The sequence below is a fragment of the Escherichia sp. Marseille-Q3837 genome, assembly GCF_916618735.1.
Classification (GTDB): domain Bacteria; phylum Pseudomonadota; class Gammaproteobacteria; order Enterobacterales; family Enterobacteriaceae; genus Escherichia; species Escherichia ruysiae.
In genome coordinates this window covers 1,134,373-1,160,646 of the sequence record NZ_CAKAKC010000001.1, presented here as the reverse complement: position 1 = coordinate 1,160,646, position 26,274 = coordinate 1,134,373, and the positions used below count along the sequence as shown (strand labels likewise).

The 26,274-nt window shown below is 53.3% G+C and carries 19 protein-coding genes; 8 read left to right on the top strand and 11 right to left on the bottom strand.

Annotated elements, in window-relative coordinates:
• Positions 1–42: 42 nt before the first annotated feature.
• The 4 genes from manD to argC form a co-directional block, all read right to left on the bottom strand.
• Entirely contained in the window at positions 43–1,257 is a 1,215-nt protein-coding gene (gene manD / locus LG381_RS05445) for a D-mannonate dehydratase ManD (RefSeq protein ID WP_225762111.1), read from the bottom strand.
• Positions 1,258–1,749: 492 nt separating this feature from the next.
• Entirely contained in the window at positions 1,750–3,123 is a 1,374-nt protein-coding gene (argH, locus tag LG381_RS05440; protein WP_001230092.1) for an argininosuccinate lyase, read from the bottom strand.
• Positions 3,124–3,183: 60 nt separating this feature from the next.
• Entirely contained in the window at positions 3,184–3,960 is a 777-nt protein-coding gene (gene argB, locus LG381_RS05435; RefSeq protein WP_001362445.1) for an acetylglutamate kinase, read from the bottom strand.
• Between the two features lie 7 nt (positions 3,961–3,967).
• A complete protein-coding gene (argC, locus tag LG381_RS05430; RefSeq protein WP_225762110.1) occupies positions 3,968–4,972 on the bottom strand; it encodes an N-acetyl-gamma-glutamyl-phosphate reductase in 1,005 nt (334 codons plus the stop codon).
• A gap of 153 nt (positions 4,973–5,125) precedes the next feature.
• Here argC and argE point away from each other — a divergent pair, with 153 nt between their 5' ends.
• The 4 genes from argE to LG381_RS05410 all read left to right on the top strand — a co-directional run bounded on the left by argE (position 5,126) and on the right by LG381_RS05410 (position 12,316).
• Positions 5,126–6,277, top strand: a complete 1,152-nt coding sequence (gene argE / locus LG381_RS05425) for an acetylornithine deacetylase (protein ID WP_010346357.1) — start codon at positions 5,126–5,128, stop codon at positions 6,275–6,277.
• A 473-nt stretch (positions 6,278–6,750) separates the two neighbouring features.
• Positions 6,751–9,402: a phosphoenolpyruvate carboxylase gene (gene ppc, locus LG381_RS05420; protein ID WP_001005563.1), complete on the top strand. Its 2,652-nt coding sequence runs from the start codon at positions 6,751–6,753 to the stop codon at positions 9,400–9,402.
• A gap of 180 nt (positions 9,403–9,582) precedes the next feature.
• The gene (locus LG381_RS05415) at positions 9,583–11,316 is read left to right on the top strand and encodes a phosphoethanolamine transferase CptA (RefSeq protein WP_225762109.1); all 1,734 of its coding nucleotides are present in this window, start codon (positions 9,583–9,585) and stop codon (positions 11,314–11,316) included.
• A 148-nt stretch (positions 11,317–11,464) separates the two neighbouring features.
• Positions 11,465–12,316, top strand: coding sequence for an AraC family transcriptional regulator (locus tag LG381_RS05410; RefSeq protein ID WP_222680637.1), 852 nt, complete (start codon positions 11,465–11,467; stop codon positions 12,314–12,316).
• On the opposite strand, the gene LG381_RS05405 is transcribed toward LG381_RS05410, so the two are convergent.
• The 5 genes from LG381_RS05405 to LG381_RS05385 are packed head-to-tail and all read right to left on the bottom strand — an operon-like array spanning position 12,303 to position 17,252.
• Positions 12,303–12,644 (bottom strand): PTS fructose-like transporter subunit IIB, encoded by a 342-nt coding sequence (locus tag LG381_RS05405; protein ID WP_000323849.1) that lies wholly within the window; start codon positions 12,642–12,644, stop codon positions 12,303–12,305. The genes LG381_RS05410 and LG381_RS05405 overlap by 14 nt on opposite strands.
• 1 nt (position 12,645) lies before the next feature.
• On the bottom strand, positions 12,646–13,524 hold the full coding sequence (locus LG381_RS05400) for a [formate-C-acetyltransferase]-activating enzyme (protein WP_225762108.1): 879 nt from the start codon (positions 13,522–13,524) through the stop codon (positions 12,646–12,648).
• Positions 13,490–15,787 carry a formate C-acetyltransferase gene (locus LG381_RS05395; protein WP_225762107.1) on the bottom strand — a complete coding sequence of 766 codons (2,298 nt, stop codon included), beginning with the start codon at positions 15,785–15,787 and terminating at the stop codon, positions 13,490–13,492. The genes LG381_RS05400 and LG381_RS05395 overlap by 35 nt, the downstream gene beginning before the upstream one ends.
• 50 nt (positions 15,788–15,837) lie before the next feature.
• Positions 15,838–16,158 (bottom strand): PTS fructose-like transporter subunit IIB, encoded by a 321-nt coding sequence (locus tag LG381_RS05390; protein ID WP_000161265.1) that lies wholly within the window; start codon positions 16,156–16,158, stop codon positions 15,838–15,840.
• Positions 16,159–16,172: 14 nt separating this feature from the next.
• Positions 16,173–17,252 (bottom strand): PTS fructose transporter subunit EIIC, encoded by a 1,080-nt coding sequence (locus LG381_RS05385; protein ID WP_001004465.1) that lies wholly within the window; start codon positions 17,250–17,252, stop codon positions 16,173–16,175.
• A 308-nt stretch (positions 17,253–17,560) separates the two neighbouring features.
• On the opposite strand from LG381_RS05385, the gene ptsP reads away from it, so the two are divergent.
• The 4 genes from ptsP to LG381_RS05365 all read left to right on the top strand — a co-directional run bounded on the left by ptsP (position 17,561) and on the right by LG381_RS05365 (position 22,889).
• Positions 17,561–20,062, top strand: a complete 2,502-nt coding sequence (ptsP, locus tag LG381_RS05380; protein WP_105279441.1) for a phosphoenolpyruvate--protein phosphotransferase — start codon at positions 17,561–17,563, stop codon at positions 20,060–20,062.
• Between the two features lie 11 nt (positions 20,063–20,073).
• Positions 20,074–20,736 (top strand): fructose-6-phosphate aldolase, encoded by a 663-nt coding sequence (fsa, locus tag LG381_RS05375; RefSeq protein WP_000424833.1) that lies wholly within the window; start codon positions 20,074–20,076, stop codon positions 20,734–20,736.
• 10 nt (positions 20,737–20,746) lie between these two features.
• Complete coding sequence (gene gldA / locus LG381_RS05370) at positions 20,747–21,850, top strand: bifunctional L-1,2-propanediol dehydrogenase/glycerol dehydrogenase (protein WP_000373988.1); 1,104 nt, start codon at positions 20,747–20,749, stop codon at positions 21,848–21,850.
• 421 nt (positions 21,851–22,271) lie between these two features.
• The gene (locus LG381_RS05365; RefSeq protein ID WP_137325846.1) at positions 22,272–22,889 is read left to right on the top strand and encodes a DUF1287 domain-containing protein; all 618 of its coding nucleotides are present in this window, start codon (positions 22,272–22,274) and stop codon (positions 22,887–22,889) included.
• Between the two features lie 25 nt (positions 22,890–22,914).
• On the opposite strand, the gene yijE is transcribed toward LG381_RS05365, so the two are convergent.
• Both yijE and katG read right to left on the bottom strand, forming a co-directional pair.
• Positions 22,915–23,820 carry a cystine transporter YijE gene (yijE, locus tag LG381_RS05360; RefSeq protein WP_225762106.1) on the bottom strand — a complete coding sequence of 302 codons (906 nt, stop codon included), beginning with the start codon at positions 23,818–23,820 and terminating at the stop codon, positions 22,915–22,917.
• Between the two features lie 96 nt (positions 23,821–23,916).
• A complete protein-coding gene (gene katG / locus LG381_RS05355; protein WP_024212599.1) occupies positions 23,917–26,097 on the bottom strand; it encodes a catalase/peroxidase HPI in 2,181 nt (726 codons plus the stop codon).
• Positions 26,098–26,274: the final 177 nt, after the last annotated feature.

Below are 26,274 nucleotides of genomic sequence, written 5' to 3'. Positions count from 1 at the left end.
TCGATTTGATGACTATTCAGAAAATAATTAAGCGAACCGTTATTACCAGTTCCACAATGTGCCATCTTCCAGTCGTGCGACGGGGAGATACGCCGGGTCATACGGATATTTCGCCGCCAGTTTCTCATCGAAAGAAATACCCAGCCCCGGTTCATCGCCCGGATGCATATACCCCTCCTCGAAGCGCCAGCTATGCGGGAAGACTTCAAGCATTTGTTCGGAATAGCCCATGTACTCCTGAACGCCGAAGTTTGGCACCCAGAGGTCAAAATGCAGCGCCGCCGCATGGCAAATGGGCGATAAATCAGAAGGACCGTGCGAACCGGTACGTACCTGATAAAGTGATGCAAAATCGGCAATCCGCCGCATCCCGGTAATGCCGCCTGCATGGGTTATCGTGGTGCGAATATAGTCAATTAACTGCTCTTCGATTAACTGCTTGCAATCCCAGATACTGTTAAACACTTCTCCGACCGCAATTGGCGTTACGGTATGCTGGCGAATCAAACGGAAACATTCCTGATTCTCGGCAGGCGTTGGATCTTCCATCCAGAACAGGCGGTAATCTTCAATGCTCTTTCCAAAGCGCGCCGCTTCGATGGGGGTAAGGCGATGGTGCATGTCATGCAACAGATGTTCGTTAAAACCGAACTTATTGCGCACCGCCTCAAATAACTTCGGCGTGAAATCGAGATACTTCTCCGTCGACCACAACTGCTCTTCCGGCCACTGGCCTTTGGTTGCCGGTTCGTACGCCAGTCCTTTGCCCTTCGCCAGGCCATAGGTGGTTTGCATCCCAGGCACACCGCACTGCACACGAATCGCCTTAAAGCCCATCTGCTGGTGCTTTGCATAATCCTCAAGAACTTCATCAATCGTGCGCCCGGTGGTATGGCAATAAACCATCACGCCCTCACGAGAAGCACCGCCAAGCATTTGATACAGCGGCATATTGGCTGCTTTAGCTTTGATATCCCACAACGCCATATCAATGGCAGAAATGGCCGACATCGTGACGGGACCACGCCGCCAGTAAGCGCCTTTATAAAAGAATTGCCAGATATCTTCGATACGGCTGGCATCGCGGCCAATTAATTGTGGGCAAAGATGATCTTTCAGATAAGAAGCGACCGACAATTCGCGGCCATTTAACGTGGCATCTCCTAATCCACAAAGTCCGCTTTCAGTGGTTATTTTAAGCGTAACGAAATTACGCCCGGGGCAAGTAACAAAAACGTCCGCAGCAATAATTTTCATTATTGCAATCTCCTGTGTTGTAAATAGACGCTTCAAACTTAATTTCGAGCCTACTACCATACAAGAGAGAAAGGGTGATTATTCAACCGTGATCACATTAAAAACAAAAATTTCCGGCGGAGAACAAAAATATCCTCAAATTTGACCTACACTATTAATCATCATCGTTAAAACAACGCGTTAAATAATCACATAATAAACACCATCGATCTTAAAAATAAACACAACAATAGAAATTAATTATATTCAATTAATTAAACTGTGTATCGCCTGGTGTATTTAAAAATGATTTTTATAGGGAGAGTAAAGCAAGAATAAAAAGGCATGTGACAAATAATGGTTCTGGTTGGGCGTTAAATTTAAGGTCAACAGAATACTGCCTGATGCGACGCTGTCGCGTCTTATCATGCCTACAAGTGCAACACTACGTAGACATGATAAACAAAGCACATCAGGCAAACTCCCCATTCTCAGGGGAGCAAAATAACAAGGTTACCCCAAACGCGCCCTTGCAAAAGCAATCGCCTGCGCCACCTGTTGCGGTGAGACACCACCCTTTGCCGCACGCTTGTCGAGGCACGATTGCAGCGACAGAATCGGATAGACATCTTCGCCAATCACCTGGCTGAATTTCTGCAACTCGGTCAGCGGCAGATCTTCCAGCGGTTTACCCTGACGAATGGCTTCCACCACCGCTTCACCCACGATATGGTGCGCCTCGCGGAACGGTACGCCCTTCGCCACCAGGTAATCCGCCAGTTCGGTGGCGTTGGCGTAACCCTGCTGAGCAGCTTCCTGGCAACGTGGGCGTTTCACCTGAATGCCGTCCAGCACCAGCGCCGCCATATGCAGGCAGTCCAGCCAGGTATCGAGCGCGTCGAACAAACCTTCTTTGTCTTCCTGCATATCTTTGTTGTAAGCCAGCGGCAAACCTTTCAGCGTCATCATCATGCCGGTTAACGCGCCCTGCACTCGACCGCATTTACCGCGAATCAGCTCCAGCGCATCCGGGTTTTTCTTCTGCGGCATTAATGATGAACCGGAAGTCACGCGGTCAGAAAGCTCCACAAACCCCGCTTCGCCGGTGTTAAAGAAAATCAGATCTTCGGCAAAACGCGACAGATGCACCATGCCGATAGCGGCAGCAGAAAGCAGTTCCAGCACGTGGTCACGGTCAGAAACGCTGTCGAGACTGTTACGGGTCGCTGAGGCAAAGCCCAGCCAGCCTGCTAACTGTTCACGGTCGATTTCATAGGCCGTTCCCGCCAGCGCGCCACAGCCTAGCGGGCTGACATCCAGACGTTTAAGTGCATCCTGCAAGCGGCTTTCATCACGCGCCAGCATCTCAACATAGGCCAGGCACCAGTGCGCGAACGTTACCGGCTGGGCGCGTTGCAGGTGCGTGTAACCTGGCATTACCGCGTCCTGATTGTTTTGTGCGGTTTCCACCAGCGCCGATTGCAGCTGCCGGTTAGCCGTCAGTAACTCGCTAACGGTATCTTTGCACCACAGTTTCAGGTCAGTCGCTACCTGATCATTACGGCTACGCCCGGTATGCAGCTTTTTGCCTAACTGGCCCACTTTGTCGATCAGTTTGCCTTCCACCCAGCTATGGATATCTTCGGCGTCGCTTTCAAGGATTTGTTGTGGCCTGGCGCGAACATCTTCCAGCAGCACGTTCAGCGCCTCTTCCAGTTGCGCCTGCTCTTCTGCGGTTAACACGCCGACCGTTACCAGGGCTTTGGACCAGGCCACAGAGCCAACAATATCCTGCTCCGCCAGACGGTAATCAAAGCGCAGTGAGTCGTTGAATTGTTTGAACCGTTGATCTGCTGCCTGGGTAAAACGCCCGCCCCAAAGTGCCATAACTCTGTTTCCTTATTTTGAAATTCAATGCCGGAAAGCTGCGCCTCCGGCTAACAAAACTTAAGCTAAAATCCGCGTACCCATCGGCATACCGTTAAACAGTGCCGGAAGCTGTTCCGCATGACGCCAGGAGGCGATATCTACCGGACGGCCGAGCGTGCGCGCAGCATCCAGCGCCGCGTTCACTTTCACTATCATGCCGTCGGTAATAATACCCTGCTCAATCAGTTGTTCTGCTTTCGCGGCGGTCATTTCGGCAATACGTTGCCCTTTGCCGTCGAGAATGCCACTGACGTCGGAGAGCAAAATCAGATCCGCGCCCAGCGTTGCCGCCAGCGCCGTTGCCGCCTGATCGGCATTGACGTTCATCAGTTGCCCTTCGTCTGTTACGCCAATGGAGCTGACCACCGGCAGATAGCCGTTCTCCAGCAATGTGTTGATAAGCTTAGGCGAACCTGGCTGCGCCAGTCCAACATGACCTAACTCTTCATCAAGCTGGGTCACTTTGACGCTGTCGCCGTCACCGAGAAACAAACCTACGGCCGCAATCTGATGTTTCTTCGCCCATGCCAGCAGGGTTTTATTTGCCGTTCCCGCCAGTGCTCCGGTGATAATGTCTATCTGATCCGCAGGCGTTACCCGCAGGCCATTTTTCTTTTTCACCGGCAGATTCAGCCCTTTCATCAGCTCATCCACCACGCAGCCGCCGCCGTGCACAATCACCAGCGGACGCTGATGTGACTCACGATAATTCACCAGTGCGCTAAACAGACGCTCCAGCGCCTCTTCACTATCCAGCAGTACGCCGCCCAGTTTGATAATTAATGGATTCATCATTGCACCCTTAAATAAGAGACTGCGTTTCCGCATAACCGAAACGAATATTGGCGCACTGTACCGCTTGTGCCGCCGCACCTTTCAATAAATTGTCTTCGGTCGCCACAATAATCAGATGCTCGCCCTGAACGGCAAACCCGATATCACAGAACGGCAGCCCGACGACATTTTTCAGTGCCGGAACACCTTTGTCATATAGCCGTACCAGCGGTTTATGCGCATACGCCCGCTGTAACGCTTGCGCGACTTGCGCCTGGGTCACACCCGGTTTCAGGCGGCAGGTAATGGTTTCGAGAATGCCGCGCGGGAAATTGCCCAGATGCGGGGTGAAGATAACGTCAGCACCGAGATGCGTGGCGATCTCCGGCTGGTGGCGATGGGTAAAGACACCATACGGTTGCAGGCTAACTTCACAAAAGCTGTTTGAAATCGCTGCCTTACGTCCCGCTCCGCTCACACCGCTGATGGCGTTAATCACCGGCCACTGACTGAGGTCGAGAAGATCGGCATCAATCAACGGTTTCAGCGCCAGTTGTGCCGCCGTCGGATAACATCCCGGCACCGCAATTAAGTTCGCTTCTTTTAATTTATTGCCGCACCACTCCGCCAGACCATAAGCGGCCTGTTCCAGCAGTTCCGGGTATTGATGGGTAAAGCCGTAATATTTTTCATAGAAGGCAGCGTCGTTAACACGAAACGCGCCGGAAAGGTCAAACACCACGCAGCCCGCTTCAAGAAATTGCGGTGCTAAATCGTGGCTAACTTCATGGGCGGTGGCGAGAAACACCACGTCCACCCCTGGGCTAAACTCGCTGATATCCGACATCGGCTGCAACGGCAGATCAACGATGCCTTTTAGCTGCGGATGCAAATCGGAGATTAACTTTCCCGCATCATTGCTTTGCGCTGAAACAGTCAAAGCGGTTATGTTCATATGCGGATGGCGATTTACATAGGTCACTAGCTCTGCGCCAGCGTAGCCGCTGGCACCCACAATCAGCGTATTCAACATCGGGGCTATTCACCTTCTTATGTCTGGTTGCCAGGTTAAACGTAAAACATTCACCTTACGGCTGGTGGGTTTTATTACGCTCAACGTTAGTGTATTTTTATTCACAATTACTGCATGAATATTGATACTATCATGACCAGAGGTGTGTCAACAATGAAAAACAAATTACCGCCATTTATCGAGATTTACCGTGCTCTGATTGCCACACCTTCAATAAGCGCCACGGAAGAGGCACTCGATCAAAGCAATGCAGATTTAATCACTCTGCTGGCGGGCTGGTTTAAAGATTTGGGCTTCAATGTGGAAGTGCAGCCTGTGCCAGGAACTCGCAACAAATTTAATATGCTGGCCAGTTGCGGACAGGGTGCTGGCGGCTTGCTGCTGGCGGGGCATACCGATACGGTGCCGTTTGATGATGGTCGCTGGACGCGCGATCCGTTTACGCTGACGGAGCATGACGGCAAGCTTTACGGCTTAGGCACCGCCGACATGAAAGGCTTCTTTGCGTTTATCCTCGATGCGCTACGCGACGTCGACGTCACGAAACTGAAAAAACCGCTCTACATTCTGGCGACTGCCGATGAAGAAACCAGTATGGCCGGAGCGCGTTATTTTGCCGAAACCACCGCCCTGCGCCCGGATTGCGCCATCATTGGCGAACCGACGTCGCTACAACCGGTACGCGCGCATAAAGGCCACATCTCCAATGCCATTCGCATTCTGGGTCAGTCGGGGCATTCCAGCGATCCGTCGCGCGGAGTTAACGCTATCGAACTGATGCACGACGCCATCGGTCATATTTTACAATTGCGCGATAACCTGAAAGAGCGTTATCACTACGAAGCGTTTACCGTGCCATATCCCACGCTCAACCTTGGGCATATTCACGGTGGTGACGCCTCTAACCGTATTTGCGCTTGCTGCGAGTTGCATATGGATATTCGTCCGTTGCCTGGCATGACGCTCAATGAACTTAATGGCTTACTCAACGACGCGCTGGCTCCGGTGAGCGAACGCTGGCCGGGTCGTCTGACGGTCGAAGAGCTGCATCCGCCGATCCCTGGTTACGAGTGCCCGCCGAACCATCAACTGGTTGAAGTGGTTGAGAAATTACTCGGTGCAAAGACCGAAGTGGTGAACTACTGTACCGAAGCGCCGTTTATTCAGACGTTATGCCCGACGCTAGTGTTGGGTCCAGGCTCAATTAATCAGGCTCATCAGCCTGATGAATATCTGGAGACGCGGTTTATTAAACCCACCCGCGAACTGATCACCCAGGTCATTCACCATTTCTGCTGGCATTAAAACGTAGGCAGGATAAGGCGCTCGCGACGCATCCGAGACTGTTACCAAACTCCAGCGCCGCAATAATGTCGGATGCGATGCTTGCGCATCTTATCCGACCTACAGTGACTCAAACGGTGCCCAACCGTAGGCCGGATAAGGCGCTTGCGCCGCATCCGAGACTGTTACCAAACTCCAGTGCCGCAATAATGTCGGATGCGATGCTTGCGCATCTTATCCAACCTACACCTTTGGTGTTATGTATGGCGATTTTTTAACATTCCCATAAGTTACGCTTATTTAAAGCGTCGTGAATTTAATGGCGTAAATTCCTGCTATTTATTCGTTTGCTGAAGCGATTTCGCAGCATTTGACGTCACCGCTTTTACGTGGCTTTATAAAAGACGACGAAAAGCAAAGCCCGAGCATATTCGCGCCAATGCGACGTGAAGGATACCGGGCTTCAAACAATAAGATGGGGTGTCTGGGGTAATATGAACGAACAATATTCCGCATTGCGTAGTAATGTCAGCATGCTCGGCAAAGTGCTGGGAGAAACCATCAAGGATGCGTTGGGAGAACACATTCTTGAACGCGTAGAAACTATCCGTAAGTTGTCCAAATCTTCACGCGCTGGCAATGATGCTAACCGCCAGGAGTTGCTCACCACCTTACAAAATTTGTCGAACGACGAGCTGCTGCCCGTTGCGCGTGCGTTTAGTCAGTTCCTGAACCTGGCCAACACCGCCGAGCAATACCACAGCATTTCGCCGAAAGGCGAGGCTGCCAGCAATCCGGAAGTGATCGCCCGCACCCTGCGTAAACTGAAAAACCAGCCGGAACTGAGCGAAGACACCATCAAAAAAGCGGTGGAATCACTGTCGCTGGAACTGGTACTCACTGCGCACCCAACCGAAATTACTCGTCGTACACTGATCCACAAAATGGTGGAAGTGAACGCGTGCTTAAAACAGCTCGACAACAAAGATATCGCCGACTACGAACACAACCAACTGATGCGCCGCCTGCGCCAGTTGATCGCCCAGTCATGGCATACCGATGAAATCCGTAAGCTGCGCCCAAGCCCGATAGATGAAGCCAAATGGGGCTTTGCCGTAGTAGAAAACAGCCTGTGGCAAGGCGTACCGAATTACCTGCGCGAACTGAACGAACAACTGGAAGAGAATCTCGGCTACAAACTGCCCGTCGAATTTGTTCCGGTGCGTTTTACCTCGTGGATGGGCGGCGACCGCGACGGCAACCCGAACGTCACTGCCGATATCACCCGCCACGTCCTGCTGCTCAGCCGTTGGAAAGCAACCGACCTGTTCCTGAAAGATATTCAGGTTCTGGTTTCTGAACTGTCGATGGTTGAAGCAACCCCTGAACTGCTGGCGCTGGTTGGCGAAGAAGGTGCCGCAGAACCGTATCGCTATCTGATGAAAAACCTGCGTTCCCGCCTGATGGCAACACAGGCCTGGCTGGAAGCGCGCCTGAAAGGTGAAGAACTGCCGAAGCCGGAAGGTCTGCTGACGCAGAACGAAGAACTGTGGGAGCCGCTCTACGCTTGCTACCAGTCCCTTCAGGCGTGTGGTATGGGCATTATCGCCAACGGCGATCTGCTCGACACTCTGCGCCGCGTGAAATGTTTCGGCGTACCGCTGGTGCGTATTGATATCCGTCAGGAGAGCACCCGTCATACCGAAGCACTGGGTGAACTGACCCGCTATCTCGGCATCGGCGACTACGAAAGCTGGTCAGAGGCCGACAAACAGGCGTTCCTGATCCGCGAACTGAACTCCAAACGTCCGCTTCTGCCACGCAACTGGCAGCCAAGCGCCGAAACGCGCGAAGTGCTTGATACCTGTCAGGTGATTGCCGAAGCACCGCAAGGTTCGATTGCCGCCTACGTGATCTCGATGGCGAAAACGCCGTCCGACGTACTGGCCGTTCACCTGCTGTTGAAAGAAGCAGGTATTGGATTTGCGATGCCAGTCGCACCGCTGTTTGAAACTCTCGATGACCTGAACAACGCCAACGATGTCATGACCCAGCTGCTGAATATCGACTGGTATCGCGGCCTGATTCAGGGCAAACAGATGGTGATGATTGGCTATTCCGACTCGGCAAAAGATGCGGGCGTGATGGCGGCTTCCTGGGCGCAATATCAGGCACAGGATGCGTTAATCAAAACCTGCGAAAAAGCGGGTATTGAACTGACGCTGTTCCACGGTCGCGGTGGTTCTATTGGTCGCGGCGGCGCACCGGCTCATGCGGCGCTGCTATCGCAACCGCCAGGAAGCCTGAAAGGCGGCCTGCGCGTGACCGAACAGGGCGAGATGATCCGCTTTAAGTACGGTCTGCCAGAAATCACGGTCAGCAGCCTGTCGCTGTACACCGGGGCGATTCTGGAAGCCAACCTGCTGCCACCGCCGGAGCCGAAAGAGAGCTGGCGTCATATTATGGATGAACTTTCGGTCATCTCCTGCGATCTCTACCGTGGTTATGTGCGTGAAAACAAAGACTTTGTTCCATACTTCCGCTCCGCCACGCCGGAACAGGAACTGGGCAAACTGCCGTTAGGTTCACGTCCGGCGAAACGTCGCCCGACCGGCGGCGTCGAATCACTGCGCGCAATTCCGTGGATTTTTGCCTGGACACAAAACCGCCTGATGCTCCCAGCCTGGCTGGGCGCGGGTACTGCGCTGCAAAAAGTGGTGGAAGATGGCAAACAGAGCGAACTGGAAGCCATGTGCCGCGACTGGCCGTTCTTCTCAACGCGTCTGGGAATGCTGGAAATGGTCTTCGCCAAAGCAGACCTGTGGCTGGCGGAATACTATGACCAACGCCTGGTCGACAAAGAGCTGTGGCCGTTAGGTAAAGAGTTACGCAATCTGCAAGAAGAAGACATCAAAGTGGTGCTGGCAATTGCCAACGATTCCCATCTGATGGCCGATCTACCGTGGATTGCCGAGTCTATTCAGCTACGAAATATATACACTGACCCGCTGAACGTACTGCAGGCAGAGTTGCTGCACCGCTCCCGCCAGGCAGAAAAAGAAGGCCAGGAGCCGGATCCCCGCGTCGAACAAGCGTTGATGGTCACTATTGCCGGAATTGCAGCAGGTATGCGTAATACCGGCTAACCCCCATCCTCTATCAACCCTCGTGCAATAGCGCGAGGGTTTTCTGAAATACTTCTGTTCTAACACCTTCGTTTTCAATATATTTCTGTCTGCATTTCACCCAGATTCTGGATATCCCTTCAGATATCCTTAAGGTTTTGTCCTTACATTCGGCGCTATTATCCAAAACGGGTTCTTACTATGCATTCCACTGAAGTCCAGACTAAACCCCTTTTTAGCTGGAAAGCCCTGGGTTGGGCACTGCTCTACTTTTGGTTTTTCTCTACCCTGTTACAGGCCATTATTTACATCAGCGGCTACAGCGGCACCAACGGCATTCGCGACTCACTGCTGTTCAGTTCGCTGTGGTTGATCCCGGTATTCCTCTTTCCGAAGCGGATTAAAATTATTGCCGCAGTGATCGGCGTGGTGCTGTGGGCGGCCTCTCTGGCGGCGCTGTGCTACTACGTCATCTACGGTCAGGAGTTCTCGCAGAGCGTTCTGTTTGTGATGTTTGAAACCAACACCAACGAAGCCAGCGAGTATTTAAGCCAGTATTTCAGCCTGAAGATTGTGCTTATCGCGCTGGCCTATACGGCGGTGGCAGTTCTGCTGTGGACACGCCTGCGCCCGGTCTATATTCCGAAGCCGTGGCGTTATATCGTCTCTTTTGCCCTGCTTTACGGTTTGATTCTGCATCCGATCGCCATGAATACGTTTATCAAAAACAAGCCGTTTGAGAAAACGTTGAATAACCTGGCATCGCGCATGGAACCTGCCGCCCCGTGGCAATTCCTGACCGGTTATTATCAGTATCGCCAGCAACTTAACTCGCTGACGAAGCTGCTGAATGAAAATAATGCATTACCGCCGCTGGCTAATTTCAAAGATGAATCTGGCAACGAACCACGCACCCTGGTACTGGTGATTGGCGAGTCAACCCAGCGTGGACGTATGAGTCTGTATGGTTATCCGCGTGAAACCACGCCAGAACTGGATGCGCTGCATAAAACCGATCCGAATCTGACCGTATTTAATAACGTGGTTACGTCTCGTCCGTACACCATTGAAATCCTGCAACAGGCGCTGACTTTTGCCAACGAAAAGAACCCTGACCTGTATCTGACGCAACCGTCGCTGATGAACATGATGAAACAGGCGGGTTATAAAACCTTCTGGATAACCAACCAGCAGACGATGACCGCCCGCAATACCATGCTGACGGTATTTTCGCGCCAGACCGACAAGCAGTACTACATGAACCAGCAACGTACCCAGAGTGCGCGTGAATACGACACTAACGTGCTGAAGCCGTTCCAGGAAGTGCTGAAGGACCCTGCGCCGAAGAAACTGATCATCGTTCATCTGCTGGGTACACATATCAAATACAAGTACCGTTACCCGGAAGATCAGGGCAAGTTTGATGGCAATACCGATCATGTCCCACCAGGATTAAGCGCAGAAGAGCTGGAGTCGTATAACGATTATGACAACGCTAACCTGTATAACGATCATGTGGTTGCCAGCCTGATTAAAGACTTTAAAGCGACCGATCCGAACGGTTTCCTGGTTTACTTCTCTGATCACGGTGAAGAGGTTTACGACACGCCGCCGCACAAAACCCAGGGGCGTAACGAAGATAACCCGACGCGTCATATGTACACCATTCCGTTCCTGCTGTGGACGTCGGAAAAATGGCAGGCGACTCATCCGCGTGATTTCTCGCAGGATGTCGATCGTAAATATAGCCTGGCGGAACTGATCCACACCTGGTCGGATTTGGCGGGCTTATCTTACGACAGTTACGATCCAACCCGTTCGGTGGTGAACCCGCAGTTCAAAGAAACCACCCGCTGGATTGGCAACCCGTACAAGAAAAACGCGCTGATCGATTACGACACACTGCCGTATGGCGATCAGGTGGGTAATCAGTAAATGACCTTTGTATCGCGTCTGGCGCTATTTGCCGGATGCGATACTGCCGCAATGTTTACATCGAACTCTCATCAGGCCACACTTTTCAGGTGGCCTTTTTTCATAATGCCAGTTACTGTTTTCCCGTCTACATACCTAAGGGAATAACATGTATCACGACGTCAGCTATCTGCTCTCCCGCCTGATCAACGGCCCGCTGTCCCTGCGCCAGATTTACTTTGCCAGCAGTAACGGCCCGGTGCCCGATCTTGCGTATCAGGTCGATTTTCCACGGCTGGAAATTGTGCTGGAAGGTGAGTTTGTTGATACCGGCGCTGGCGCAACGTTAGTTCCCGGCGATGTGCTGTACGTTCCCGCTGGTGGCTGGAATTTTCCACAATGGAAAACACCCGCTACCACCTTTAGCGTGCTGTTTGGCAAACAGCAACTCGGCTTCAGCGTCGTACAATGGGATGGCAAGCAATACCAAAATCTGGCAAAGCAGCACGTCGCCCGACGCGGCCCGCGCATTGGTTCATTCTTGCTGCAAACACTCAATGAAATGCAAATGCAGCCACAGGAGCAGCAAACGGCAAGGCTTATCGTCGCCAGCCTGCTTAGCCACTGCCGCGACTTGCTCGGCAGTCAAATCCAGACCGCCTCACGCAGCCAGGCACTATTTGAAGCGATTCGCGATTATATCGATGAACGCTATGCCTCCGCGCTAACCCGTGAATCTGTCGCGCAAGCATTCTATATTTCGCCCAATTACCTCTCCCACCTGTTTCAAAAAACGGGTGCGACGGGCTTTAACGAATACCTGAATCATACACGGCTGGAACATGCAAAAACGTTGTTGAAAGGCTATGACCTGAAGGTAAAAGAAGTGGCGCACGCCTGCGGCTTTGTCGACAGCAACTACTTCTGCCGCCTGTTTCGTAAAAACACCGAACGCTCGCCGTCAGAATATCGTCGGCAATACCACAGCCAACTGACAGAAAAACCGACTACTCCAGAATAAGATGGGTTTGCTGCGGCGCAGAAAGCACTTTGCGCACCGCGCTCATTACCCGCTGCGGCTCACGCAGGAATGCGTAGATGCTGCATTGCACATAGCGGCAATGCTCAAATCGCTCGGCACCAGCAAGCTCGATATCCGTAATCAACAGCGCAACATCCGCCCGACGGATATCCTCGTCCGCTAAACGATTCTCCGTTCCCAGCGCCCCCTGGGTTTCAATGCTGACGCCCCACTTCTCTAACTGGCATAATTTTTCCAGCCGTTCTGCCGCCATATAAGTATGCGCCACGCCACTGACGCAGGCGGTTACTGCCACCAGGTATGCCATTTTACCCCCCCACGGTAACCTCAAATCCGGCTCGTTCTGCCATTTCGCGCATCGTTGCCACATCGGCTGACGAGGGCGCAGAAACCTCTTTCATCGACCATGTTTTCCCCAGCAGGCGGTATTTCGGTTCACCGTACTGATGAAACGGCAACAGGTGGATTTGCCTGATATTCAGCGGGATCAGCACGTCCAGCGCCTGCTGCATATTCTCCCGGCTGAGTGTGAAACCAGGGATCAGCGGTAAACGCGGGATCACGTTGACACCTTCGCTTACCAGCAAACGCAGATTCTCCAGCACGCGTGGCAGGTTCATCTTCACCACATCCCACGCCTGAGTCGCGTCCATAATTTTTAAATCGAACAACACTTCATCGCACAATTTCGCCAGTGGTAACAGCTTGCTGGCTGGCGCGTCTCCGGCAGTTTCGATGGCACATGAGACGCCCCACAGCCGAAGTCGCTGTAAAAAACGGGTCGCAAATTCCGCCTGCATTAACACTTCGCCGCCAGAAAGCGTGACGCCGCCGCCGGACGTGCGAAAGAAAATGTCATCTTTCATCACTTCCCGCTCCAGCGCGTCAAGGCTGATATCGCGACCAATCCGTTCAAACGCCCCGGAGGGGCATTCATCCGCATCACGTAAACATTTCGCGCAGTGCAGACATTTCACCTCTCTGCGTACCGTCTGGATTTTGCCGGAGATCGACTCCGGATTAGCACACCACGGGCAAAGATGTGGGCAGCCTTTAAAAAAGACCACCGTGCGGATGCCTTCACCGTCATTCAGCGAATAACGCTGAATGTTGAAAATGCGCGCCACGTCATCGCGGCGCGTTTCCACAACGTTACAACTGATGCGCTGTCCGGCGGATGATGTCATCCTGGATCTCCTTCGACAGTTCGACAAAGAAGGCACTGTATCCGGCAACGCGCACCACCAGCCCGGCATAATCTTGTGGGCGCTTTTGCGCTTCCCGCAACGTGTCGGCGTTCACCACGTTAAACTGAATATGCTGCAACTTAAGCTGGGTAAATGCCCGTAAGAAGTCGGCCAGTTTGCGTAATCCCGCCTCACCTTCCAGGGTCGCCGGAGTGAATTTCACATTCAGCAACGTACCGTTAGACAGCAGCGTGTTATCGAGCTTACTGACTGACTTCAGTACCGCCGTTGGTCCTTGTGCGTCCTGGCCCAGCATGGGTGACAAGCCGCCGTCTGCCAGCTGTTCTCCGGCAAAACGACCGTCTGGCGTCGCGCCAACCACCGATCCCAACGGAACGTGGGCCGAAACGGTATACGATCCCGGCGTGAAGTAGCCGCCGCGCGGGTTCTGGTATTTTTCCACTTCTTTGCAGTAGTGCCGCAACAGTTCGGCGCTAATGTTATCCACCTCGTCGATATCGTTGCCGTATTTCTCAAAGCGGTTAATTAAGCGAGCGCGAACTTTTTCACCTTCTGGCGTTGCGAAGTTGGCTTTTAATACCGACAACAATTCGTCAAAACTTAAACGCTGTTGATCAAAAACCATCCCTTTCAACGCATGGAGAGAATCGCTCAGGTTGGCAATACCGATCCCCTGTACGCCGGAGAAGTTATAACGCGCGCCGCCATCGGTAATATCGCGGCCTTTTTCCAGACAATCGCTGATAAACGACGAAAGCAGCGGCACTGGCGCCCAGTCGCGATGGCCGATATCACAAATATTGCTGCCTTCAACCATCAGGGTGATGTAGTGGCTGATCTTGGCGCGGATCTGTTCCAGTAAACCTTCATAAGTCAGCGCAGCATTGCCTTCATTTTCATGCAGACAAATTTCCATCACTTTCAGCAGGTTAAACATCGCGATGTCGTGCAAGCCGTAAGTTCTGCCAGGAATAGACAACTCCACGCAACCGACCACTGAATAGTCGCGCGCATCTTCCAGCGAAACGCCACGGTTGAGGAACGCAGGCACCACCACTTCATCGTTGAATATTTGCGGAATACCGGTGCCGAGGCGAATGGTTTCTGCGGTTTTCATCAGGAACGGCGTGTCGATCAAGGCGTTAGTGCGCACGCCCAGGTTCGGTTGCGGTAATTGCACGCTTTGATAGGCGTCGAGGCAGAGGAACGAAAGCACGTTCACCGCACTACGTCCGTTTTCCGTTAAACCGCCGAGCAGCGCGGTATAGCCGGTCGGGAATCCCGCAAAATAGCGCGCGCTGCTGGTGGAGCGTAACAGCACGATGTCGTTGCACTTCACCCATAAAGATTCGAGCAGTTCTTTCAGGAACGCCGGGTCTTCGCCCTGGGTTAATGATGTCTGATAGAACGGCAACATATACTGGTCGAAGCGCCCTAACGACAGCGAACTGGCGTTGGATTCGTATTGCAGAATGATGTTCATGTACCAGAACAACTGGCACGCCTGCCAGAACGTCTGCGGCTTATGTTGCGCGTTATGGCGGGAGATCTCCGCAATAGTCAGCAATTCTTCGCGACGCTGGGCATCGGTGCAGTTTGCCGCCATCGTTTCCGCCAGTTCGGCGTAACGCAAAATGTGTTTTTGTGAAGCTTCCAGCAGTAACAGCGCGGCCTGATAAAAGTGATTCTCCGGCTGTTGCTGACAATGTTGCTGCATCTGCGCCACCAGCTCACCCAGCCCGTGATTCAGCAGGCGCGGGTAATCAATAATAATGTGCCCCTGACCTTTATCCGTCTGGTTGATGCTGAAAATTTGCGTGCTGGTTGCGGCTTTTACTTCATCCGTCATCTGCCCGTTGATGAAATCTTTCATCGAACGTTTTTCCCAGTACGGGAACAACTCTTCGCGGTAGATACGTTTATCTTCTTCACTGATAGCAAAGCGATCCTGCGGTCGCGTCGGGAATTGCTCCAGCTCTTTCAGCAACCAGTAAGGATCCATTTCCGGTGACATAATCCCGGCGCGAGGTTTTACGGTGCGGTTACCGGCAATCAGTTCTTCATCACGAATCGAAATTTCAACGTGTTCCAGGATATACGCCGTGGCTTTTGCCCGACGAATAATCACCGGTTCGCCTTCGGTTTGCTTATGGCTGGCGGTATAAAGCAGCGCCCGCTCCAGCGAGATTTCACGGGTATTGGCAAACAGCGCAGTTTTAAGGCGAGAGATACGATTCGTCATGAGGAACTCCTGTAGGAAAGCGAACCCGCCCTTGCGGGCGGGATAAGAACTTAAGCGGTTTGCGCCAGATGGGCTTCGATTTTGCTCATGATGGCATCAGCGCGTTTTACTGCATCGCTGATGTTGACGCGCACGATGGTCTTGCCAGCAAAACGCTCTTCAAACTTGATGCCGATATCTTTGGTCAGAATCACCATATCGGCACTCGCCACATCTTCCGCAGTCAGTTCATTTTCCAGGCCAATTGAGCCCTGGGTTTCTACTTTCACTTCCCAGCCTTTCGCTTTCGCGGCGCTTTCCAGCGCCTCTGCCGCCATATAGGTATGGGCAACACCTGAAGGACATGCGGTTACTGCAATAATTTTCGTCATGGCTCGTTCCTCAATTAATTAATTTCAAAATCCAGATCCAGGTCATCTTCCTTCTCATCAGCCGAAGACCCATTTTTACGCGCCAGACTTTTCAGCACGTTCACGCAGACTGCCGTCACAACCGCCCCGACAGCCACTGCTGCGATATAACCCAACTTACCTTCAACCACCGGCAGCACAATCAGCCCCCCCCAGCCTGCATAGCACTGCGCACCGACCATTGCTGCGGTCACCGTGCCACAAACAGAACCGACCATGATGGAAGGGATCACACGTAACGGATCGGCGGCGGCGAAAGGAATCGCCCCTTCAGTGACGCCAACACACCCCATCACCAGCGCCGCTTTACCCGTTTCGCGCTCTTCAGCGGAGAAATTTTTACGACCAATCAACGTCGCCAGCCCCATACCCAGCGGCGGGATACAAATACCCACAGCGGCAATGGCCACCACGGTATAAACCCCCTGAGCAACGCAAATCAGCATGAATGCATAAGCCACTTTGTTAACCGGGCCGCCCATATCGAACGCCAGCATCAATCCCATGATCACCGCCAGCATAACAATGCTGCCCTGCTGCATTCCCTGAAGCCACTGGGTCAGGCTGTTAGTCAACGCACCCACCGGCTCACCCAGCCCCCACATCATGACGCCAGCGGTAATCAGTGTGCCGACGATTGGGATAATGAAGATGGGCATGACAGAACGCAGAACTTTATGCACCGGAATTTTCTTCAGGTAATGCACCACGATGCCGCCGATAATCCCGGCGATCAGCGCGCCAAAGAAGCCCGCGCCGAAACTGTTACCAACCCAGGCACCAATAGCGCACGGCGCCAGCGCAGAGCGTTCTGCAATGGAATAACCGATGTACGCCGCGAGGAAAGGCACCATCAGCGTCAAACCCGCGACGCCGATATCAAACAGTTTTTTCAGATTCGGATCGGCGACGGCATCCGGCACTGCGCCTTTGCCATACAACATGACGGAAACCGCCAGCAAAATACCGCCCGATACCACGAAGGGAATCATGTGTGAAACGCCCGTCATTAAGTGCTGACGGGTGTTTTTCAGGATCTGCACCAACTCATTCATAAGTCGCTCCCGGGCTTAGTAAAGCCCATGTCCATATTTTTGATGGCAGAAACAATAGGCAATCGCAAGCAGGGCAAACAGTGGATAAAAAGGCCATTTACTGGATTTTTGTAATGTCTGTACAAAAATGCGATCCGCCTCATAACTTGCGTTAACTCGGAATCATGCCGGAGTGACGCGTCTTGTGAGACGCGTCGCAAATTGGCGGTTACATTACATTTGTCCAGCTTTTGGCAGATTTGTCACATGGCAGGCCGTTGCCGTGCGCTCTTATCCTGTAAACAGAAAACCGTACCGGGAGAAAGGCAATGGCCCTGATTGTAGAATTTATTTGTGAGCTACCTAACGGCGTACATGCACGTCCGGCAAGCCACGTTGAAACGCTGTGTAATACTTTTTCATCACAAATTGAGTGGCATAACCTGCGCACCGATCGCAAAGGCAACGCCAAAAGCGCACTGGCGCTGATTGGCACCGACACGCTGGTGGGCGATAACTGCCAGTTACTGATTTCCGGAGCCGACGAACAGGAAGCGCACCAGCGTTTAAGCCAATGGCTGCGCGATGAATTTCCCCACTGCGACGCGCCGCTGGCGGAAGTTAAATCTGACGAACTGGAGCCGTTGCCGGTTTCACTGACCAACCTGAATCCGAGAATTATCCGCGCCCGCACCGTATGCAGCGGTAGCGCAGGTGGCATTCTGACGCCGATCTCTTCTTTAGATCTTAACGCGCTGGGTAATCTTCCCGCAGCCAAAGACGTTGACGCCGAGCAATCCGCACTGGAAAACGGCCTGACACTGGTACTGAAAAACATTGAGTTTCGTCTGCTGGATAGCGACGGCGCCACCAGCGCGATTCTGGAAGCGCACCGATCCCTGGCTGGCGATACTTCCCTGCGCGAACATTTACTGGCAGGCGTCAGCGCCGGATTAAGCTGCGCCGAAGCGATTGTTGCCAGTGCGAATCACTTTTGCGAAGAGTTCGCCCGCTCCAGCAGCAGCTATCTGCAAGAACGTGCGCTGGATGTGCGCGATGTCTGCTTCCAGTTACTCCAGCAAATTTACGGTGAACAACGCTTTCCAGCACCGGGCAAACTGACGCAGCCCGCCATTTGTATGGCTGATGAACTGACCCCCAGTCAGTTCCTCGAACTGGATAAAAATCACCTCAAAGGTTTGTTACTCAAAAGCGGCGGCACCACGTCACATACAGTTATTCTTGCCCGTTCGTTCAACATTCCGACACTGGTTGGCGTGGATATCGACACGCTTACTCCGTGGCAGCAGCAAACGATTTATATCGACGGCAACGCTGGGGCGATTGTGGTCGAACCGACAGACGCGGTAGCGCGTTATTATCAACAAGAAGCCCGCGTACAGGACGCCCTGCGTGAGCAGCAACGTGTCTGGCTGACTCAGCAAGCCCGCACCGCTGACGGTATCCGCATTGAAATTGCCGCTAACATCGCCCACTCCGTGGAAGCGCAGGCCGCATTTGGCAATGGCGCGGAAGGCGTTGGTTTGTTCCGCACTGAAATGCTCTATATGGATCGCACCAGCGCACCAGGCGAAAGCGAGCTGTACAACATTTTTTGTCAGGCGCTGGAGTCCGCCAACGGGCGCAGCATTATTGTGCGTACCATGGACATTGGCGGTGACAAACCCGTTGATTATCTGAACATTCCCGCAGAAGCTAACCCGTTCCTCGGTTATCGCGCCGTGCGTATTTATGAAGAGTACGCCTCGCTGTTTACCACGCAGCTACGGTCGATCCTGCGCGCCTCTGCTCACGGTAGCCTGAAAATCATGATCCCGATGATCTCCTCAATGGAAGAGATCTTATGGGTGAAAGAAAAACTGGCGGAAGCTAAACAGCAACTGCGTAACGAACATATTCCTTTTGATGAGAAGATCCAGCTCGGCATTATGCTGGAAGTGCCGTCGGTGATGTTCATCATCGATCAGTGCTGCGAAGAGATTGATTTCTTTAGTATCGGTAGTAATGACCTGACGCAATATCTGCTGGCAGTAGATCGCGATAACGCCAAAGTTACCCGTCACTACAACAGCCTGAATCCGGCATTCTTGCGGGCGCTCGACTACGCCGTACAGGCGGTGCATCGCCAGGGCAAATGGATTGGTCTGTGCGGTGAACTGGGAGCGAAAGGTTCCGTGCTGCCGTTGCTGGTCGGTTTAGGGCTGGATGAACTCAGCATGAGCGCACCGTCAATTCCGGCGGCGAAAGCGCGAATGGCGCAACTTGATAGCCGTGAGTGCCGCCAGTTGCTCAACCAGGCAATGGCCTGCCGTACTTCGCTGGAAGTGGAACACCTGCTGGCACAATTCCGCATGACACAACAGGACGCACCGCTGGTCACCGCTGAGTGCATCACGCTGGAAAGCGACTGGCGCAGCAAAGAAGAAGTGCTCAAAGGCATGACCGATAACCTGCTGCTGGCGGGCCGCTGCCGCTATCCGCGTAAACTGGAAGCCGACTTGTGGGCGCGCGAGGCCGTTTTCTCTACCGGTCTGGGCTTTAGTTTTGCCATTCCACACAGCAAATCAGAACACATTGAGCAATCCACCATCAGCGTAGCGCGTCTGCAAGCGCCGGTGCGCTGGGGCGATGATGAAGCGCAATTCATCATTATGTTAACGCTGAACAAACACGCTGCGGGCGATCAGCATATGCGCATTTTCTCGCGCCTCGCTCGTCGCATCATGCACGAAGAATTCCGTAACGCGCTGGTTAACGCCGCCTCTGCCGACGCTATCGCCAGCCTGCTGCAACATGAACTGGAACTGTAAAAGGAAACATCATGGAACTGTATCTGGACACCGCTAACGTCGCAGAAGTCGAACGTCTGGCACGCATATTCCCGATTGCCGGGGTGACAACTAACCCGAGCATCATCGCTGCCAGCAAGGAGTCCATCTGGGAAGTGCTGCCGCGTCTGCAAAAAGCGATTGGTGATGAGGGCATTCTGTTTGCTCAGACCATGAGCCGTGACGCGCAGGGTATGGTGGAAGAAGCGAAGCGTCTGCGCGACGCCATTCCGGGCATCGTGGTGAAAATCCCGGTAACCGCCGAAGGTCTGGCAGCAATTAAGATACTGAAAAAAGAAGGTATTACTACGCTTGGCACCGCTGTATATAGCGCCGCACAAGGGTTATTAGCCGCGCTGGCAGGCGCCAAATATGTTGCTCCGTATGTTAACCGCGTCGACGCCCAGGGCGGTGACGGTATTCGCACGGTTCAGGAGTTGCAAGCATTGCTGGAAATGCACGCGCCAGAAAGCATGGTGCTGGCTGCCAGCTTTAAAACACCGCGTCAGGCGCTGGATTGTTTGCTGGCAGGATGTGAATCCATCACCCTGCCCTTAGATGTAGCGCAACAAATGCTCAACACGCCTGCGGTAGAGTCAGCAATAGAGAAGTTCGAACACGACTGGAACGCCGCATTTGGCACTACTCATCTCTAAAGGAGCAATTATGGACCGCATTATTCAATCACCGGGTAAATACATCCAGGGCGCAGATGTCATTAATCGTCTGGGCGAATACCTGAAGCCACTGGCGGAACGCTGGTTAGTGGTGGGTGACAAATTTGTTTTAGGCTTTGCTCAATCCACTGTCGAGAAAAGCTTTAAAGATGCTGGACTGGTAGTAGAAATTGCGCCGTTTGGCGGTGAATGTTCGCAAAATGAGATCGACCGTCTGCGCGGCATTGCGGAAACAGCTCAGTGTGGCGCAATTCTCGGTATCGGTGGTGGCAAAACTCTCGATACCGCCAAAGCACTGGCGCACTTTATGGGCGTTCCGGTAGCAATCGCACCGACCATAGCCTCTACCGACGCACCGTGTAGCGCACTGTCTGTTATCTACACCGATGATGGTGAGTTTGACCGCTATCTGCTGCTGCCGAACAACCCGGAACGCGTCATTGTGGATACAAAAATCGTTGCTGGCGCACCTGCACGTCTGTTAGCGGCGGGTATCGGCGATGCGCTGGCAACCTGGTTTGAAGCACGTGCCTGCTCTCGCAGTGGCGCGACCACGATGGCGGGCGGCAAGTGCACCCAGGCCGCGCTGGCGCTGGCTGAACTGTGCTACAACACCCTGCTGGAAGAAGGCGAAAAAGCGATGCTTGCTGCCGAACAGCATGTGGTAACTCCGGCGCTGGAGCGCGTGATTGAAGCGAATACCTATTTGAGCGGTGTAGGCTTTGAAAGCGGTGGTCTGGCTGCGGCACACGCGGTGCATAACGGCCTGACCGCTATCCCGGACGCGCATCACTATTATCACGGTGAAAAAGTGGCGTTCGGTACGCTGACACAACTGGTGCTGGAAAACGCACCGGTTGAGGAAATCGAAACCGTAGCGGCGCTGTGTCATGCCGTTGGTCTGCCAATTACCCTGGCGCAACTGGATATTAAAGAAGATATTCCGGCGAAAATGCGGATTGTCGCAGAAGCATCTTGTGCTGAAGGTGAAACTATTCACAACATGCCAGGCGGCGCAACGCCAGATCAGGTTTACGCCGCACTGCTGGTAGCCGACCAGTACGGACAGCGTTTCCTGCAAGAGTGGGAATAACCTATGCCAAACTCCCGGCTTGTCCGGGAGTTTGAGATTGCAGGCAAAGTGGGCACGGTATTCCCCCTTGCCGGGGTCGCGCCGGAGCTGGCTTGTTCCCCTCACCCTAACCCTCTCCCCAAAGGGGCGAGGGGACCGTCCGGGCACGTTTTATACATTGTCGCCCGTCTGAAACACCAGCGTTGTCCGGGTGTTGGAAATTGCTGCCAAACTGGCTCATTCGTCACTGAGGGCACGGTTTTCCCCCTCGCCCTCTCCCCAAAGATGTGAGGGAACCGTCCGGACACTTTTTTACTTTGTCACCCATCTGAAATTCCGCATTGTTCGGAGTTTTTTTATCCGCTTCTGGACATTTTCCCCACAGAACATTCAAACGCCCGGAAGGTCGAATCTGCGACGATTATTTTCACGGACGAAACAGATGAAAGCTTCACTCGCGTTGGTCAGTCTTCTGACGGGATTTACCAGCCACTCCTTAAAATCTCCCGCCGTTCCACCAACCGTGGTACAAATCCAGACCAACACCAACCTTGCCATCGCAGACGGTGCCAGACAGCAAATTGGCAGCACGCTGTTTTACGATCCGGCATATGTGCAGCTTACCTATCCTGGCGGCGATGTCCCGCAGGAGCGCGGCGTATGTTCTGATGTAGTGATCCGCGCCTTGCGCAGCCAGAAGGTCGATTTGCAGAAGCTGGTGCATGAAGATATGGCGAAGAATTTTGCCGATTATCCACAAAAGTGGCAGTTAAAACGTCCGGACAGCAACATCGATCATCGTCGGGTGCCGAATCTGGAAACCTGGTTTAGCCGCCACGATAAAACACGCCCCACCAGCAAAAACGCCAGTGACTATCAAGCGGGCGATATTGTCTCCTGGCGATTAGATAACGGGCTGGCGCATATTGGGGTGGTGTCAGATGGCTTCGCCCGCGACGGTACGCCGCTGGTGATACATAACATTGGCGCAGGCGCACAGGAGGAAGATGTGCTGTTTAGCTGGCGGATTGTCGGGCACTACCGCTATTTTACGAAATAAGCGATAGCACCCATGAAGATACGCTTCAGATCCTTTTTACGCTGACGGCTTCTTTTTTCTTACGGCTCACCAGCGCCAGTGCCAGCACAATCAGCACAATACCGCTACCTTCAACCGCGCCGGGATTCTCACCGAGCAGCCACCACGAAAACAGTACCCCGCAAACGGGAACTGCCAGAGTACTTAAGCTGGCAATACTGGCGGGTAAGTTTTTCAGCACGAACAACCATAAGCTCCAGGCCAGCGCCGTCGCCAGAATCGCACTGTAGGCCAGCGCCCAGAACACGGTGGGTTGCCAGTCAATTTCACGTTGTGGCACCAGTAACGCGACCGCACTCATCACCAGCGCCGCATAAAGCATCTGCCAGGATGTTAACGACAATAAATCCACGCGCGGATGGCGGGCATAAAGGCGTTTAGCAACAATCGCGCTCGCCCCCCAACTAACACCGGAGAGGATTGCCAGCATGGCACTTTTCATCGAAGAAAAATCGAGTTGCCACGGCTGCAACACCAAAAATAAGCCGAAAGCGGCAATCAGTATCGCGAAATATTGCCCACGTCGCAGGCGTTCACCGAGAAACAACGCGGCGAAAATCACCACCCAGAACGGCATGGTATAGCTCAGGATCGCCACCTTCCCCGCTCCGCCGCTGACCAGCGCCCACTGCGCCAGCCCTACCATCCCGCAGGTTTGTAACAGGGCGATGGCTAAGGTGTATTTAAACGGCGTCGGGCGCATTCCGCGACCACGTAATAAAAGGACGATGAATAAAACGAGAGCGCCGAAAATGCAGCGTAAGGCGGTGAAGTCGAAGGCACCGATGTAGCTGGTGACTTGCTTCATGAAAATCCAGCTATAACTCCAGATAAGTGTGAGCACAACCAGGCCACTGATTGCCAGTGGGTTGCTCTTTCCCGTAGTAGGCATGAGAGATCCAGCGTGTAGTAGTTTTGTTAGCGACACTATACGCCGGTAAAGAAACTTCAGCGACTGCCTGAAAGGCAGTCGCTGAAGGAGGTCAGATTACAGCAGGTCGAAACGGTCGAGGTTCATGACTTTCACCCATGCTGCCACGAAGTCTTTAACAAACTTCTCGTGGGCATCGCTGCTGGCGTAAACTTCCGCCACCGCGCGCAGGACAGAGTTAGAACCAAACACCAGATCCGCACGGCTAGCCGTGTATTTCACTTCGCCGGTTTCACGGTCACGGCCTTCGAAAAGCTCTTTCGATTCGTCGGTCGCTTTCCACTCGTAACGCATATCCAGCAAGTTCACGAAGAAGTCATTGCTCAATACGCCCACGCGGTCAGTGAAGACGCCGTTTTTACTGCCATCGAAGTTGGCACCCAGTACACGCATCCCGCCCACCAGCGCGGTCATTTCCGGCGCGGTCAGCGTCAGTTGCTGTGCTTTATCAATCAGCAGCGACTCGGTAGTGGAAACATCCAGACGGGCGCGATAGTTACGGAAGCCGTCAGCAATCGGCTCCAGCAGCTCGAACATCTCGATGTCAGTCTGATCCTGACGCGCATCGACGCGACCCGGCGCAAATGGTACATGAATGCTCAACCCTGCGGCGCTTGCGGCTTTCTCTACGCCAACCACACCTGCCAGCACGATGATATCCGCCAGCGAGGCTTTGCCAGACTCTTTCTGGATTTTCTCCAGAACTGGCAGAGCACGAACGGCTGCGGCGTTCACATCCCAGTCGCGCTGCGGTGCTAATGCCAGACGCGCACCGTTGGCGCCACCGCGTTTGTCGCCACCACGGAAAGTAGAAGCAGACGCCCAGGCCACCGATACCAGCTCACTGACAGACAGACCAGAATCCGCAATCGCAAATTTCAGACTGATAATGTCTTGTTCGGTCGGGTTGTAGATCGGCTGCGGCAGCGGATCTTGCCAGATCAGATCTTCTTTCGGTACTTCCGGCCCGATGTAGCGAGATTTCGGCCCCATATCCCTGTGCGTCAGTTTGAACCAGGCACGGGCAAAGGCTTCGTTGAACGCCTGCGGATCGTTGAGGAAGCGACGAGAGATCTTCTCGAACTCTGGATCAAAACGCAGCGTCAGGTCGGTCACCAGCATCGTCGGCTTACGTTTCTTCGACGGATCAAACGGATCCGGGATAATTTCCGGTGCGTCTACCGCTTCGAACTGGATTGCGCCAGCCGGGCTGCGGGTCTGTACCCACTCATATTTGAACAGGTTTTCGAAGAAATAGTTGCTCCACTGAGTCGGTGTCTGCGTCCAGACCACTTCCAGACCAGAGGTGATGGCATCTGCGCCAACGCCGCTGCCGTAAGTGCTCGCCCAGCCTAAACCTTGTTCTTCAATCGGTGCAGCTTCCGGGTCAGGGCCAACGTTAGATGTCGGACCGGCACCGTGAGTTTTACCCAGCGTATGACCACCCGCAATCAGCGCCACGGTTTCTTCGTCGTTCATGCCCATGTTGCCGAAGGTCGCACGGATAGCTGCTGCCGCAGAAAGCGGTTCGCCGCTGTGATCCGGGCCTTCCGGGTTAACGTAAATCAGCCCCATCTCGGTTGCACCCAGTGGTGCTTTCGCCAGTGCTTCTGGATGACGGTGGGTCAGCCAGGCTTTTTCATCACCCCAGTTAACGTCGAGATCCGGTTCCCAGACGTCTTCACGACCGGCACCAAACCCGAAGGTACGGAAGCCGGAGTTTTCCAGCGCCACGTTACCCGCGAGGATAAACAGGTCTGCCCAGGAGATTTTCTGACCATATTTCTGTTTGATTGGCCACAACAGGCGACGCGCTTTATCGAGGCTTACGTTATCCGGCCAGGAGTTCAGCGGTGCAAAACGTTGCTGACCACGACCTGCGCCGCCGCGTCCGTCGATGGAACGGTAAGTCCCCGCGCCGTGCCAGGCCATACGAATAAATAAGCCCGCATAGCTGCCCCAGTCGGCTGGCCACCACGGCTGAGATTCTGTCAGCAGGGCTTTCAGATCTTTTTTCAGGCCGTAGTAATCTAATTTGCTGAATTCTTTGCGGTAGTCAAAGTCCTCACCCAGCGGGTTAGAACGATTAGAATGTTGGTTTAACAGGTCAACACGGAGTTGATTTGGCCACCAGTCGCGAGTGGTTGTGCCCCCACCTGCGCTCTGGTCATGACCGCCCTGATGGAACGGGCATTTGCCGGTGGCTGTCGTGTTATGGATATCGTCTGACGTGCTCATCAATGTGCTCCCCTCTACAGTGTTACCGTTACGATACACAGCGTTAGAGAGAAGTTATAATTGAATTAATCCACGGATGCGATAGTTGAGATCTTACATATTGTTGGTTAAAGAGATGTAGATCAAATTGATCGTAATTAAGCCTTTTTGATTATGTCCGATTTAGGACAAATACTT